This is a genomic window from Pseudoalteromonas shioyasakiensis (genome assembly GCA_013391845.1).
In the GTDB taxonomy this organism is placed as follows: Bacteria; Pseudomonadota; Gammaproteobacteria; order Enterobacterales; family Alteromonadaceae; genus Pseudoalteromonas; species Pseudoalteromonas apostichopi.
The window spans coordinates 3,421,339-3,435,251 of the sequence record CP058414.1 but is presented as its reverse complement, the minus strand read 5'-3'; the positions used below and the strand labels follow the sequence as shown (position 1 = coordinate 3,435,251).

The 13,913-nt window shown below is 41.1% G+C and carries 12 protein-coding genes and 1 riboswitch; of the genes, 5 read left to right on the top strand and 7 right to left on the bottom strand.

Annotated elements, in window-relative coordinates; all coding sequences use genetic code 11:
• Nucleotides 1-8 precede the first annotated feature (8 nt).
• Together HYD28_15705 and coaD are read right to left on the bottom strand one after the other, a co-directional pair.
• Nucleotides 9-1,385: a hypothetical protein gene (locus tag HYD28_15705; protein ID QLE10283.1), complete on the bottom strand. Its 1,377-nt coding sequence runs from the start codon at nucleotides 1,383-1,385 to the stop codon at nucleotides 9-11.
• Nucleotides 1,382-1,864, bottom strand: a complete 483-nt coding sequence (coaD, locus tag HYD28_15700; protein ID QLE10282.1) for a pantetheine-phosphate adenylyltransferase — start codon at nucleotides 1,862-1,864, stop codon at nucleotides 1,382-1,384. The genes HYD28_15705 and coaD overlap by 4 nt, the downstream gene beginning before the upstream one ends.
• 217 nt (nucleotides 1,865-2,081) lie before the next feature.
• On the opposite strand from coaD, the gene HYD28_15695 reads away from it, so the two are divergent.
• Together HYD28_15695 and thiI are read left to right on the top strand one after the other, a co-directional pair.
• The gene (locus tag HYD28_15695) at nucleotides 2,082-2,735 is read left to right on the top strand and encodes a TetR/AcrR family transcriptional regulator (GenBank protein ID QLE10281.1); all 654 of its coding nucleotides are present in this window, start codon (nucleotides 2,082-2,084) and stop codon (nucleotides 2,733-2,735) included.
• A 108-nt stretch (nucleotides 2,736-2,843) separates the two neighbouring features.
• Nucleotides 2,844-4,301: a tRNA 4-thiouridine(8) synthase ThiI gene (thiI, locus tag HYD28_15690; protein QLE10280.1), complete on the top strand. Its 1,458-nt coding sequence runs from the start codon at nucleotides 2,844-2,846 to the stop codon at nucleotides 4,299-4,301.
• A 93-nt stretch (nucleotides 4,302-4,394) separates the two neighbouring features.
• On the opposite strand, the gene HYD28_15685 is transcribed toward thiI, so the two are convergent.
• Entirely contained in the window at nucleotides 4,395-5,288 is an 894-nt protein-coding gene (locus HYD28_15685; protein ID QLE10279.1) for a 2-dehydropantoate 2-reductase, read from the bottom strand.
• Nucleotides 5,281-5,631: a VanZ family protein gene (vanZ, locus tag HYD28_15680; protein ID QLE10278.1), complete on the bottom strand. Its 351-nt coding sequence runs from the start codon at nucleotides 5,629-5,631 to the stop codon at nucleotides 5,281-5,283. Before vanZ ends, HYD28_15685 begins: the two co-directional genes overlap by 8 nt.
• A gap of 157 nt (nucleotides 5,632-5,788) precedes the next feature.
• Between vanZ and HYD28_15675 the strand changes: the two genes are divergently transcribed.
• From HYD28_15675 to HYD28_15665, 3 genes are all read left to right on the top strand, one after another.
• A complete protein-coding gene (locus HYD28_15675; protein ID QLE10277.1) occupies nucleotides 5,789-6,271 on the top strand; it encodes a YajQ family cyclic di-GMP-binding protein in 483 nt (160 codons plus the stop codon).
• A gap of 143 nt (nucleotides 6,272-6,414) precedes the next feature.
• On the top strand, nucleotides 6,415-6,654 hold the full coding sequence (locus tag HYD28_15670) for a hypothetical protein (protein ID QLE10276.1): 240 nt from the start codon (nucleotides 6,415-6,417) through the stop codon (nucleotides 6,652-6,654).
• Nucleotides 6,655-6,829: 175 nt separating this feature from the next.
• Nucleotides 6,830-6,984, top strand: a riboswitch (cobalamin riboswitch).
• A 33-nt stretch (nucleotides 6,985-7,017) separates the two neighbouring features.
• Nucleotides 7,018-8,871 carry a TonB-dependent receptor gene (locus HYD28_15665; GenBank protein QLE10275.1) on the top strand — a complete coding sequence of 618 codons (1,854 nt, stop codon included), beginning with the start codon at nucleotides 7,018-7,020 and terminating at the stop codon, nucleotides 8,869-8,871.
• 148 nt (nucleotides 8,872-9,019) lie between these two features.
• Here the strand turns inward: HYD28_15665 and msrA are convergent, their stop codons facing one another.
• From msrA to HYD28_15650, 3 genes are all read right to left on the bottom strand, one after another.
• Entirely contained in the window at nucleotides 9,020-9,553 is a 534-nt protein-coding gene (gene msrA / locus HYD28_15660; protein ID QLE10274.1) for a peptide-methionine (S)-S-oxide reductase MsrA, read from the bottom strand.
• An 84-nt stretch (nucleotides 9,554-9,637) separates the two neighbouring features.
• Nucleotides 9,638-12,736 (bottom strand): efflux RND transporter permease subunit, encoded by a 3,099-nt coding sequence (locus tag HYD28_15655; GenBank protein ID QLE10273.1) that lies wholly within the window; start codon nucleotides 12,734-12,736, stop codon nucleotides 9,638-9,640.
• Nucleotides 12,737-12,739: 3 nt separating this feature from the next.
• Nucleotides 12,740-13,792, bottom strand: a complete 1,053-nt coding sequence (locus HYD28_15650; protein ID QLE10577.1) for an efflux RND transporter periplasmic adaptor subunit — start codon at nucleotides 13,790-13,792, stop codon at nucleotides 12,740-12,742.
• Nucleotides 13,793-13,913 lie beyond the last annotated feature (121 nt).

Genomic DNA, 13,913 nt, shown 5'->3' with positions numbered 1-13,913 from the left:
TCAATTCGTTAGAAACGGTATTCCCAGCTGGTTCTAAGAGCTGTGTTAGTTTCTGACTTATCACCCACTTCATCTTTAGAGATAATGCCAGTTACCTGCCAAAGGCCATCAAATACAGATTGTTGATAACCGAGCTCTAACTGCAACTGACTCATCTCAGATGCGACCTCAGCGTGTGTGGTTTCGCTTTCAATCCAACGTAACTTTGCATGGCCACCATAGCCATTTAAAGTGTGGTAATAGGCACCAAGGATAGCAGATTTACTTTGCAGTGGTGTTGAGCTGCCAAGTAAACGTGAGCGTTGTGTATAGCTGCCAGAGCCATATACGCAATCGCTAATTTGCTCACAAGTTTGCTCTGTATTTGAGTATTCAAAATAACTCTTTAGTAAATCCTCTGTTGAACCAAAGTAGCTTTCAACACCCAGCGTATAGAATGGCTCGCTCGGTGCTAAACCGCTTTTATTTCGACCCATAACTTCAGCATAAAAGGCAACAGGCTGCGTCATTAGAGTTGTAGAATACTTTACATCTAAACTGGTTAATCGGTGTTTTGATTCGATGCTCTCAAGGGTAACAGGGTCAATTTTTAGGTTAGTTAAATAGTCAGAGCCTGCACTATTAATAGCAACTTCAAGCCCTGTTAATGGTGTACTTGCAAACCTTAACGCCCAAAAGTCACCGTCTTCGGAATTATTAAGAAATGGCTTTTGTTTGGCGTAAATTCCCGTTAATTGCCAGTTACCTACAAACGATAACCAACTTGGGCCTACATATTGCGTATTCGCTCTCGTAAAGCGCAGGCCTTTCATTGGCGCGGCATTATTTGATAGCAGTAGGGCGTTATCGTTACTTGGTCCCCACCAATGACTTACTTGTTCAGCACTGATTGACCAATTACCTAGTAAAACTGCTAAATAGCTATCTTGATAGGTCACATGTTGTTTATCAAGTGCATCATCGGCGTAATTAACACTGACCTTAGCACTTACGCGCTTCCCTGTGATAGAACCATAGCTATTTATGCCACTTTCTTGCTGGTGGCGTTTACCAAACCCTTGCTGGCTTAGTGGTTCGCTGTTGTAATTCAGGCGAATGCCTGAGCTCGACTTTTGTTTTGCATTATCAAGGGCATGCTTAACATGCTGATAAGCAAATAAGCTCTGCTCATCAAGTTGACTGGTATCTGCAATGTTTAGATCACGTGCAATACCTTGCCACATTAAGGGGTAACTATTAATAGGTTGTTTTATGACACCTTGGTTAAATAGCATTTCGATTGAAGCACGAAGTAAAGGGTCGTCGCTTTCTATCCATGGTTCTGCAAGACTTGGCGCAGAGCACATTAGTAATGCAGTTAAGCTAATGAACTTTTTTAATTTCATCCGTGAATTTTTTCCTGTAGTGCTTTGGCTACGATAGGGTCAACAAACTCGCTTACATCACCATTGTGGCGTGCTACTTCTTTGACTAGAGTAGATGAAATAAATGAATTTTTTTCTGCAGGTGTCAAAAATACACTTTCTAGATCTGGATTTAGTCGACGATTCATATTTGCTAACTGAAATTCATAATCAAAGTCAGACACTGCACGAATGCCTCGAATAAGTACTTCGGCTTTATGCTCGCGAGCTAAATCAGCTAATAAGCCAGAAAAGCCAATCACACTTACATTATCAAGGTGCGCTAAGATTTTATTGGCAAGCTCAACACGCTCATCGAGTGTAAAGCACGGCTGCTTACTAGGGTTATGTGCAATAGCAACAATAACTTTTTCGAACATTTTTGCAGCTCGATGAATTAAGTCGGTATGGCCATTTGTAAGGGGGTCGAAGGTACCCGGATAGATTGCAGTAACGTTCATAACTATCAGCGATTTATAAATTTGCCTGCTATATTAACAGTGTTTTCTCGACTATGCAGCTTAGAAAATACGCGTATCGGATTAGGAACCTTCACCTATATAAGGTAGTAAACCGATTGAGGTTATTATTTTTCAAGGTAGTATTTAATTGCCACGCATTTGTTTATACTGCTTGGCTGGGGAACGTAATAATCATAAAAAACAGAGTAAATAGGCTATGAGCACAAAGGACAAAATCATACACACCAGCATTGAGTTATTTAATCGCCACGGTGAGCGTGCCATAACAACCAACCATATCGCCTCGCATATGGGGATAAGCCCAGGAAACTTGTATTATCACTTTAAAAATAAAGAAGATATTATTCGTCACATATTTGCTTTGTACAGCGACCATCTACACACTCATTTCAAGCCACTGACTCCTGATGACGATGCGCTTGAAAACCTAGCGGGTTATCTTGATTCGTTGTTTGAACAAATGTGGCGCTTTCAGTTTTTCTACGACAACTTAGGCGATATTTTATCTCGTGATGAAGAGCTGAAAAAAGGCTACATTGCGTTTCAAACTGAGCTTTTAGAGCAAGTTAAAGATGTACTTTTTGCATTACGTGAAGGCGGTGTTATTTGCATTGCAGACGAAGATGTTACAGAGCTTGCGCATATGCTTAAAATGACTGTGAGCTTTTGGACGCCTTACATCAAAGCTCGCCGCTTAAGTGGTGAACTTGCCAGAGCTGATATTTATAACGGTATTTTAAAAGTATTACTGCTATTAAAAGCTCATTGCACAGAGCAACATCTAGAGCAAGTTAACCAATTAAGAGCTAAGTATTTAGCCCTTGCTGAAACAGAGCAAAGCGAACAATAATCCCGCAAAGCAGTTTATTTCCTAGACGCTATAATTTTTGTTATAATCGCGCGCCCTTGAGGTTGCTTAACCTTGGGGCGTGTGAAATCCACAGTCTAAGAGTGAACTATGCTTAAATTTATCGTCAAACTACACCCTGAAATCGCGATCAAGAGTAAATCTGTTCGTAAACGTTTTACCAAGTTATTAGAAAATAATATTAAGATCGTTTTGCGTCGCGTTGACGAAAAAGTTCAGGTAAGAAACAACTGGGATAATATCTCTGTTGTCAGTTTGCTAGACTCTGAGCAAGTTCGCTTAGATATTATCGATGGCTTAAAACGCATTCCAGGTATCGTACAGTTTATTGAAGTAACAGAAACAGACTTCGACTCAATCGACGATATTTACCAAAAAGCACTTGAACTAATCGGTCATACCATTGCAGGCAAAACATTCTGTGTGCGTTGTAAACGTTCAGGTAAGCATGATTTCACCTCAAGCGATGTAGAGCGCTACGTAGGTGGTGGCTTAAACCAGCATGTTGAAGGTGCACGCGTTAAATTATCTCACCCAGAGGTGACAGTTCGTTTAGAAGTGCGTGATGATAAAGCTTATATCGTTACTCAAACTCACTACGGTATGGCAGGCTTCCCGCTACCAACACAAGAAGATGTACTATCGCTAATGTCGGGTGGCTTTGACTCAGGTGTTGCAAGCTATCAAATGATCCGTAAAGGTGCACGTACTCACTTCTTGTTCTTTAACCTAGGTGGTGCGGCTCACGAAATCGGTGTTAAGCAAGCGAGTTACTACATCTGGAAGCAGTTTAGCTCTACTCATAAAGTGAAGTTCGTTACGGTTGATTTTGAACCTGTAGTCGCTGAAATTTTAGAAAACGTTGAAAACAGCCAAATGGGTGTTGTTCTTAAACGTATGATGATGCGTGCAGGTAGCCAAGTTGCAGAAAAGCTAGGTGTACAAGCACTGGTAACTGGTGAAAGCATTGGTCAGGTATCGAGCCAAACGCTTGCTAATTTAAGTGTTATTGACCGTGTAACTGAAACCTTAATTATTCGTCCGTTAATCCAACACGATAAACAAGATATTATTAATATTGCACGTCAAATTGGTACGGCTGAAATGGCAGAAAGCATGCCTGAGTACTGTGGTGTTATTTCTAAGAAGCCAACAGTTAAAGCAAAAATCAAAACGATTCTTGCTGAAGAAGCTAAGTTTGACTTCGACGTGCTAAATACGGTTGTTGAGAATGCCCGTGTGATGGATATTCGCGATATCGACACCGAAGCAAAAGAAGAAGTGAAAGAAGCTGAGTCTGTATCTGACTTACCAGAGGGGGCAGTTGTTGTTGATATTCGCTCACCTGAAGAAGAAGATGCAAACCCATTAGAGCTTGAAGGTATTGAAGTTGTTCATTTACCTTTCTTCCGCTTAGCGACTAAATTTGGTGACTTACCAAAAGATAAAGAATATTACTTATATTGTGCTAAAGGTGTGATGAGCCAGCTACAAGCGCTGATCCTTCACGAAGAAGGCTACAGCAACGTAAAAGTGTATCGCCCGTAAGGGATAGTGATAAAAGCGCGACATGTTCGCGCTTTTTTAATGCCGAAAATAACTGCGAGAAACGAAAGCTAGTAACTTTACTCTTTCCCCTCGCTAACTTTTTATTTTTATCATGCTAAGCATTGCTTGATTATAAGGTGTTTTTACGCCTAATTTAGCGCCTTGTTCACACACATAACCACAAATTGCATCAATTTCAGACTCTCGATTATGGCTGATGTCTTGCTGCATAGAAGAAAAGTTTTCAGCGGTTGCTGTCATCACTGAATAGGCTTGGTCCAGTGCCTCGCTAAGCTTTACGTCAACACCTTGTTTATTGGCAACAAGGCATGCTTCATTGAGCAAGTTAATGATACGAGTACTAAATTGCGGTGCACGTAATTGGCCATTTTTAATGTTATGAATCGCTGTTAACGGGTTTATGGCAATATTCACTAACAGCTTTTGCCAACGCAATGAGTGGATATCATCACTAACAGAAAAGTGTGGTAAGTAGCTAAACTGCAGCTTTAGCTCATTGAGCTTTCCACTAGCAGCGTTATTGCAAGCACCCAGCACGCTTTCGCCATTACCAGTATGGCTCACACTATAAGGCGTTGTTTTAAAGCCAGCTAAACGCGTTGTTAAAAACGCTAACCCTTGAGAGTCTAACAACTGGGCATTAACTTCATCAACATTACCCATACCATTATGAGAAATAACGATTTGGCATGTTTTACTAAGGTAAGGTTTTACTTGTCCAAAGGCAGCTTGCACCTGAAATGCTTTAACTGTGATTAATACTAAGTCAAAGGGGGCGGATTGACTAAGCTCTTTGTGGTGAATAAGGCGAGCTTTAATTGGATGTGATTTACCATTACTGGCTTGATAAAAGCGCGTGGTCAGGGTTGGCTTACGGGTCAGTAATGTAATGTCATGTTGTGCAGATAAAAAATGGCTAAACAACAAGCCAATCGCACCGTCGCCAACAATTAATATGTTAGCCATTACGTTGCTTACTACCTACATGAAAACCAAGTTTTATAATAAAATAGCTTACAGCACCGATAAAATCAGCGACAAAGTCCCCAACCGAAGCTTGACGGTAAGGCAGCATATCTTGCATAAACTCTATGGCCGCACCATATCCGGCTAATAGTAAAATTTGCACCAAAAGAGGCAATTTAAAGGCTTTGTCCATCACCATAGCCAGTACAAAGAAAATACCAAAATGCGCCACTTTATCTACGTGTGGAAAGAGGTTGCTCACCCCTTTAATTTCTTTGGCAAATAAAATTGTAAAGCCAATAATGCTGGCTAAAAAGATAACTTGGTAAACACGCCTTGTCACAATAAACCCTAAAAATGCCGAAATTGAATGGTCAGTATATCAAACAATTTTTGCATCGCACCTGAACAAATCGGATAAAAATAGAAAGAATCGACAAATAAGCGTTATAATTGCCAACCATAAATGAATTTAAAAAAGACTATGTTAGGAGAACCCCATGCCTTCATTTGATATTGTTTCTGAAGTAGAAATGAACGAAGCGCAGAATGCAGTAGATAATGCAAAGCGTGAACTAGAGACGCGTTTTGATTTTCGTGGTGTTGATGCATCAATCGAACTAAGTGATAAAGTAATCAAGTTAAAAGCAGAAGCACCACAACAAGTTATGCAACTTTTTGACATTCTTGCTGCGAAAATTTCAAAGCGTGGCTTAGATGTATCTAGCTTAGAATTAAGAGATGAGTCGCGTAGTGGTAAATACGTAATGCGTGACGTTGCGCTTAAGCAAGGTATTGAAAAAGACGTAGCGAAGAAAATCGTTAAATTAATCAAGGACTCAAAAATCAAAGTACAAGCCGCTATTCAAGGTGAAGAATTACGTGTAACAGGTAAAAAACGTGATGATTTACAAGAAGCAATGCAAGTTGTTCGTACTGCTGATTTAGGTCAACCATTCCAGTTCAAAAACTTCCGCGATTAATACTCTGTGTTTATAGCTTTGAGCTGTAGGTTTTAAGCTATAAACCTGCAAGTTTCTGAACTTTACAAGGAGCGTATTTTGAGACGAATATTAGGTTACAGAGAAAAAGATATCTTCTAGCTATTTTCAGCTAGAGGATATTTATGTCAGTAAAGAACAAAACAATTGACCGTAATAAACACGGTAAAATAAACAGAAAATACACAGGCCCACACAGTACTTATTTTTACCAACAAACACCAAGTTGGTGGGTGAAAATGACGATGACCAAGCCAAGAAGACGCTTAAATAAAGCTCTTTGCAAGCTTGTGCTGAATGGTGCTGACCCAGAAGGAATTGTTTTTCCGTTAGGAAATTCAAAACCTCACGAGTACTTCTGGTAATCATTGTTTTATAAAAGCCAATCACCATGCTGATTGGCTTTTTTGATCTGACTCCACTTACAGTTTGAAGCTTTAGGCTTAAAGCTTTGCTTTAGAAGTATAGCCGTCCATTGACTTTCTTCCCCAAAATCATCACAATAACGGCCTATTTTCGAGGTGCTTGCTGTATCTTCAGATACGTTATATTTCAAAGGGTGAAATAGTCGCAAGATAATCGGGAAGTCGGTGCGTTTTCAGGGAGAAAACAATGCCAACACTGCCCCCGCAACGGTAATGTATATGCCATGCATGTACAGAGTCCGGAGACCGGCCTTGAATTAACTTACTATTCGCGTGTGCGGTGGGCACAGGCTAGGGGATATCATGCTAAATAAATCTGCGTTATGCGTAGCGGTTGCTGCTGCGTTATCTTTTTCTGTATCTGCTGACGAGCAATCAATAGAGCACATCACAGTTACTGCCAATAAATTCGAACAATCAATTAATGATGTATTAGCCAGTGTCACTGTTATTGACCGTGCTGATATTGAAGCAAGCTATGTGCGTGACTTACCAAGCTTACTGGCGACTCAAGCAGGCTTTCAAATTAATGCTAATGGTGGTTTTGGGCAAAGCTCAGGTGTTTCTTTACGTGGTGCAAGCTCTCGTCATACGCTTATTTTAATTGATGGTGTACGTACAGGCTCTGCAACACTTGGTTATAAAAGTATTAGCAATATTCCTTTAAACAGTATTGAGCGTGTTGAAGTAATTAAAGGCTCACGTGCTGCTGTATATGGCTCTGATGCGCTAGCAGGTGTGATTAATATCATTACGCGTAAAGCACAAAACACGACCTTAGACGTGACTTTTGGCTCAGACTCTTATCAAGCGTACCAAGTAGCGACGGGTGGTCAGTTTGCGGGTGTTGATGTTGCTGTTAATGCTGGTTATGAAAAAACAGATGGTTTTGATGTTCTTCAAGGTCTAGCGCCAGATGAAGACGGCTACGAAAACAAAAACCTTGGCTTTAATCTAGGTTATCAAAATGAGCAATTAGGTGAATTTTTAGCTCAAGCACAGTACTCAGAAGGCGAAGCCAAATACGACAGTGCTTATAGCCCAGCAAACAGTACCGTAGAAAAAGGCGAGTTCGAAAATTACCAAGCTTCATTCGGTTGGAAAAAAGCCTTCGAAAAACACAGCCATGCCATCGATATTGCCATATCAAGTGATAGTTCAGATGACTCACGTATTGATTACACTGGTGCAACGGTGGTTGATAAGTTTGAAACTGAGCGTGAGCAAATCGATTACAATGGCCAATACTTTTTCAATCAAGCACTGACTCTTAGTGGCGGTTTGAATTGGTATAAAGATGAAGTGAACACTAACTCAGGTACATACTTAAAAGACAGCCGTGAAGTATTCGCTGTGTTTGTTGGCGCATATTATGATGACGAACAAGTACTCGCTAACCTGACAGTTCGCCAAGATGATGATCAGCAGTTTGGTGATGAAACAACATACACTGCAGCTGTAGGCTATCACTTAAATGACATCGCCACATTCCGTGTTAGTCAAAGTACTGGTTTTAAATCTCCAACATTTAATGATCTATATTACCCAGGCTCAGGTAATCCAGAGTTAAACCCTGAAACATCAGATAACCAAGAGCTTGGTTTATCACTCAATGTGAATGATATTAGTCTTGATATTGCGATTTTCCGCAGCGAAATCGACAATAAAATCGCTTGGGCACCAAATGCATTAGGGCAATGGCTCCCAACCAATATAAACGAAGCTCGCCACGAAGGTGTTGAGTTTAGTTTTAAAAACCAAGTATTTGGCTTTGATCATAGCTTTAACTTTACCTACCTTTCAGCGGAAGATACACAAACAGGTCAGTCACTCACCTATGTGTCAAATCACAGTGTGAATTGGTCATTGCACAAAGCATGGGGTGATTTTGATGCCGGTATCGATATGCAATACCGTGGTGATCGTGATGGTAAGTTAACGCACTTACCTTCATATACATTATGGAATTTAGTAGGTCACTACCAAGCGACTGACAACTTAACTGTGTCACTACGAATAGAAAACCTATTCGATAAAGATTACAACGCCGTTGATGCTTATGGCACTGACTTAGATGGTGACTTCATCAACGATGAATATTACTACTACAACACGGCTGAGCGCCGCTTGTTTGTAGGTGCCCGTTATCAGTTCTAATAGTTATTAAGGCCAGCTGAGCTGTTTGCTTAAAGCGAGTAATTGACATTAATTTGCCCATTCATGTCATTTGTATAAGTAAAAAACAAGCTCAGCTTCATTATTAGTTCTGCGTCTAAAAGCTCGCTACCTACTTAGCGGGCTTTTTTCATTTTAGTTTATCAGCGAAATATTGCTCGAACTTAGCAAGCTTTGGGGCAATAAGTATGCTGCAATAACCTTGATTCGGGTTTTCATTGTAATAGTCTTGGTGGTACTGCTCTGCAGGATAAAAGTTTGATAGAGGGCTGAGTTCAGTCACAATGGGTTCACGAATTTGCTTTTGTAAAGCATCAATCATGGCTTGTGACTCAGTTTTTTGTTGTTCATCATGATAATAAATCACACTGCGATACTGCGTGCCGACATCATTACCTTGACGGTTTAACTGTGTGGCATCATGTAAAGTGAAGAACATTTCAAGTAGGGTGTTATAGCTCACAACACTGCTGTCGAAATCAAGCTGAACAACCTCGGCATGACCTGTTAAGCCAGTACAAATTTGCTGATAACTTGGGTTTTCAATCTCGCCGCCAGCATAGCCAGAGCTGACATTAAGTACTCCTTTCACACGTCTAAATGCTGCATCAATACACCAAAAGCAGCCGCCGCCAAAAGTAGCTATTTGTATGTTGTTATCCATATTTAACTTCCTTACCTTTTTGCTGACTATAGCTGAAAAAACAAAACGCCGTAAAGACGGCGTTTTGTAACATCTTAAACTCGTTTAAATTTCTTCTAACGGCTTATCTTTTGCCTGTTGTTCTAACTTGCTTTGTAAGTACTCAGGCGACTGGGTATTTCTGGCTAGCGCACTGTATGCTGCAGGTACTACGAATAAGGTAAGTAAGGTTGCAACAATAACACCAGTAAATACCACCACACCAATTACCATACGGCTTTCTGCACCTGGGCCACTTGCAAGTACTAGCGGTACCGAGCTCATTACAGTGGTCAGTGAGGTCATGATAATGGGGCGTAAACGCTGCGTAGCTGCTTGAGTAATCGCTTCGTCAAATTCAACGCCTTTATCGCGTAGTTGGTTAGCAAACTCAACAATCAAAATACCATTTTTCGCACTCAAACCAATTAGCATTACGATACCAATTTGGCTGTAAATATTCAGAGTGAGATCTGTGTACCATAAGCCAAATAATGCGCCGACTAAACCAAGCGGAACGGTAAGCATGATCACAAACGGGTGAATGAAGCTTTCAAACTGGGCTGCAAGTACTAAGAAAGTTACAGTTAGTGCAAGAATGAACACATAGGTCATTGCTGATGCACCTTCATAGAATAGTTGCGATTCACCTTTGTAGTCAATTGCACCGTCTATGTCATTTTCTTCAGCCGCAACTTGATTTAAGAAGTTCAGCGCTTCTTCTAAGGTATAGCCATCTGCTAAATTCGCACTTAACGTAATTGCGCGCATACGGTTATAGCGGTTCAAACGAGACGCTGTGGCTTCTTCTTTTAAACTAATTAAGCTATCTAGCGGAACCAATTCGCCACTGCGTGATTTTAAGTAGATATTTGAAATATCAGTCGGGTTAGCAAAATCTTCTTTGGTCCCTTTTAAAATTACATCGTATTCTTCACCGCGGTCGATAAAGGTCGTTACGCGACGTTGGCCTAACATGGTTTCTAGCGTGCGACCTACATCAGATACAGAAACACCTAAATCTGCAGCTTTGTTTTTATCAATGTTGATTAAAAACTGCGGGAAGGTTTCTTTGTAATCATGGTCGATTCTCACCAAACCAGGGTTTTTCTCTGCACGCTGGATAATACGGTCTCGCCAATCAGCTAGTTGATCGTAATCGTTACCTTGCAATACAAACTCAATTGGGCGTGATGAACCACCGCCACCGATACCACGGCGCATAATCGCAAAAGCCCGTACGTCGGTCACTTCCGTCATCTTACCGCTAATTTCATCCATTACTTCCCAAGTTGAGCGCTTGCGTTTATCCCAATCAGCCATTCCTAAGATAGCCACGCCACCTTGACCACCCCAACCCGGGACTCGAATAAGCACGCGACTTAATTCACCAGATTCAGAGTAAGGCATCAAACGCTCTTCAATTTTTGCCATGTTAGCCGCATTATTCTCATAACTAGCGCCTTCTGGGCCGCTCATCATGATAAAGAATGTTCCACGGTCTTCTTTTGGCGTCAGCTCTGATGGCACTTTTTGAAATAGCATAAAGCTGGCAACACCAGCCAAAATCATCATTAGTAGTAAGCTCCACTTACGACTCATATTTGAAGTAAGTGAATTACGATAGGCGTTTTCAATTTTGTTAAATGTTCTATCCATCCACTGGCTAAACTTACTTTCTTTTTCTGATGGCTTCAGTACTTTTGAGCAAAGTGCCGGAGAAAGGGTTAAGGCTGTAATACTAGAGAAGAACACTGCGGCGCTTACTGCCATAGCAAATTCGGTGAATAGTGCGCCGATACGGCCATCCATAAACACCAGCGGTACGAAGACTGCAATTAGTACGAGCGTAGTGGCGATAATCGCAAAGCCAACTTCACGGGCACCACGAAACGCAGCAAGAAGAGGCGGTTCACCTAACTCTATTCGGCGGTGAATATTTTCAAGCATTACAATTGCGTCATCTACGACTAAACCTATCGCAAGAACGAGAGCTAATAGAGTCAGTAAGTTGATTGAGTAACCCATAGCAAGCAAGAACATAAAGCTACCAACTAGCGCTACTGGTACCGTGACTGCAGGTACCAGTGTTGCACGAATATTACCTAAGAATAGGTAGATAACCAATACAACCAGTGCCATTGAAATCCCAAGCGTTCTATATACTTCATCAATTGATTCTTTGATAAAAATTGATGAGTCATAGCTGTCTTGAATGGTTGTGCCTTCTGGCAGGTTACGCTTGATTTTTTCAAGTTCTGCGCGGGCATTATCAACGACGGTAAGAGTATTGGCTTTGGCCTGCTTTACAATGCCTAAGCCAATCATATTTCTGCCATTACCGCGAAACAGACTTTCGTCGTCAGCGGCTTCTAAGTGAACATCAGCCACTTCACCTAAACGTACTAAATAGCCATCTTCACCACGTTTAATAACCAAGTTTCTAAAGTCTCGCTGATCTTTATAACTACGGGCGGTACGTACTGTAAAATCACGGTCGATAGACTCGATTTCTCCAGCGGGTAATTCAACGTTTTCAGTTCGTAACGTGTTTTCGATATCGCTACTGGTTATACCGCGTGCAGCCATCGCTTTACGGTTTAACCAGATTTTCATTGCGTATTTACGTTCACCACCAACACGCACGTTTGAGACACCGTCAACAACGGCTAATCGGTCAACAATAAAGCGTTGTGCATAATCAGATAACTGTAATGAATCCATGGTAGTACTGTTTAGTACGAACCATGCAATTGGGCTTTCATCGCTGTTTGATTTAGATACCTCTGGCGGGCGAACTTGCTCAGGTAAGCTATCTAGGGCACGGGCTACACGTTCGCGTACATCGTTTGATGCAGCATCGATATCACGGCTGATATTAAACTCAATGGTGATATTTGAGCGACCATTACGGCTCGATGAATTAATACTTTTGATGCCTTCGATACCCGAAATGCGGTTTTCGAGTACTTGGGTGATTTTGGTTTCAATAATCTCTGCGCTGGCACCAGTGTAATCAGTGCTAACGCTGACAATCGGTGTTTCAATATCCGGGTATTCTCGCAGTGGGAGCATAGAAAATGCCACCAAACCAAAGGTAAGTAATAACAGGTTGATTACGATCGCAAAGACCGGGCGTTTAACGCTAGTATCAGTAATTTTCATGGTTTAGCCCTTGATACTTACTTTGCTGCCAGTACGGATCTTAATAATGCCTTCAGTCACAACTTGCTGACCACTTTCAAGGCCTTTATCAATGGCTACCCAGCCATTGTGACGACCTGCCACATGTACTTCTACTTTGTTAGCAACGCCATCTTCAATTTGGAACACATAGTGTTTGTCTTGCTGAGGGATTACGGCTTTCTCTGGCACCATTAGCGCTTGGTTTGAACTTAACTCTAACGCCGTGTTCAGCAACATGCCTGGTCGCAATAAACCACTTTTATTAATAAAGCTTGCAGTTACTTCAACGCTACGTGTTATAGAATCAATACGAGAACTAATGTGGGTCACTTTACCGTTAAAGGTTTTTTCTGGGTAGGCATCATTTTGCGTCATCACTTTCATACCAAGCTGCAACTGAGCTAGGTATTTTTCTGGCACCTTAAAGTCGACCTTAATAATGCTGATATCATCAAGTGTGGTAATGTTTGTTGTATTGCTAACATAAGTACCAATTGAAATTTCGCGCTTGCCTAGCAAGCCAGAAAATGGCGCTTTGATGGTCATTTCTGCCAGCTTTGTTTTAGCACTTTCAAGTTGTGCTTCGGTTGCGTCAACCCGCGATAATTGCTCTTCAAGTAATGATTTAGCAGTCGCTTGTGAGCGAGATAACTCAGTGAGGCGCTCAAGTTGGCGGCGTTCTTCGCGTAAATTAATACTTAGCTCTTTTACTGCTAATTCTTCTTCTTGAGATTGCAATTGAACTAGTTTTTGACCTTTACTCACTAAGTCGCCATCATTGAAAAAGATATCGGTAACATAATCGTTTTGCGCGCTGCGAATATAAATCGCTTGGTTAGCACGAGCGCTACCAATTGCTTCAATGAGTACTGCATTTTCCTCGGCTGTAACAGTGTGCGCTGTTACTTGTGTTGCACGGTTGCCAAAGTTGCTTTGCTCCCCTTGGCTTGAAGGTAAATACAAATAAATACATAACCCAAGTAAAAGGGTAATAATAAAAGGAAAAAGTGCTTTACCAGATTGTGTAGAATACATCATCGTGTTACCAGAAAATTAGTTGAGTGTAGTGTACAAAATTAGTACGTGCCCCGTATGTCAGGTATCTCATAAATTTGTGCATTTGGCGTAAAAGTTAAAAGTTCGGCTAATTTGTTCC

Excerpts from the sequence above, each read along its gene's own strand:
- HYD28_15650 (QLE10577.1), bottom strand. The coding sequence starts at position 13,792 with ATGTATTCTACACAATCTGGTAAAGCACTTTTTCCTTTTATTATTACC.
- HYD28_15655 (QLE10273.1), bottom strand. The coding sequence starts at position 12,736 with ATGAAAATTACTGATACTAGCGTTAAACGCCCGGTCTTTGCGATCGTA.
- msrA (QLE10274.1), bottom strand. The coding sequence starts at position 9,553 with ATGGATAACAACATACAAATAGCTACTTTTGGCGGCGGCTGCTTTTGG.
- HYD28_15705 (QLE10283.1), bottom strand. The coding sequence starts at position 1,385 with ATGAAATTAAAAAAGTTCATTAGCTTAACTGCATTACTAATGTGCTCT.
- HYD28_15685 (QLE10279.1), bottom strand. The coding sequence starts at position 5,288 with ATGGCTAACATATTAATTGTTGGCGACGGTGCGATTGGCTTGTTGTTT.
- HYD28_15675 (QLE10277.1), top strand. The coding sequence starts at position 5,789 with ATGCCTTCATTTGATATTGTTTCTGAAGTAGAAATGAACGAAGCGCAG.
- HYD28_15665 (QLE10275.1), top strand. The coding sequence starts at position 7,018 with ATGCTAAATAAATCTGCGTTATGCGTAGCGGTTGCTGCTGCGTTATCT.
- thiI (QLE10280.1), top strand. The coding sequence starts at position 2,844 with ATGCTTAAATTTATCGTCAAACTACACCCTGAAATCGCGATCAAGAGT.
- HYD28_15670 (QLE10276.1), top strand. The coding sequence starts at position 6,415 with ATGTCAGTAAAGAACAAAACAATTGACCGTAATAAACACGGTAAAATA.
- coaD (QLE10282.1), bottom strand. The coding sequence starts at position 1,864 with ATGAACGTTACTGCAATCTATCCGGGTACCTTCGACCCCCTTACAAAT.
- HYD28_15695 (QLE10281.1), top strand. The coding sequence starts at position 2,082 with ATGAGCACAAAGGACAAAATCATACACACCAGCATTGAGTTATTTAAT.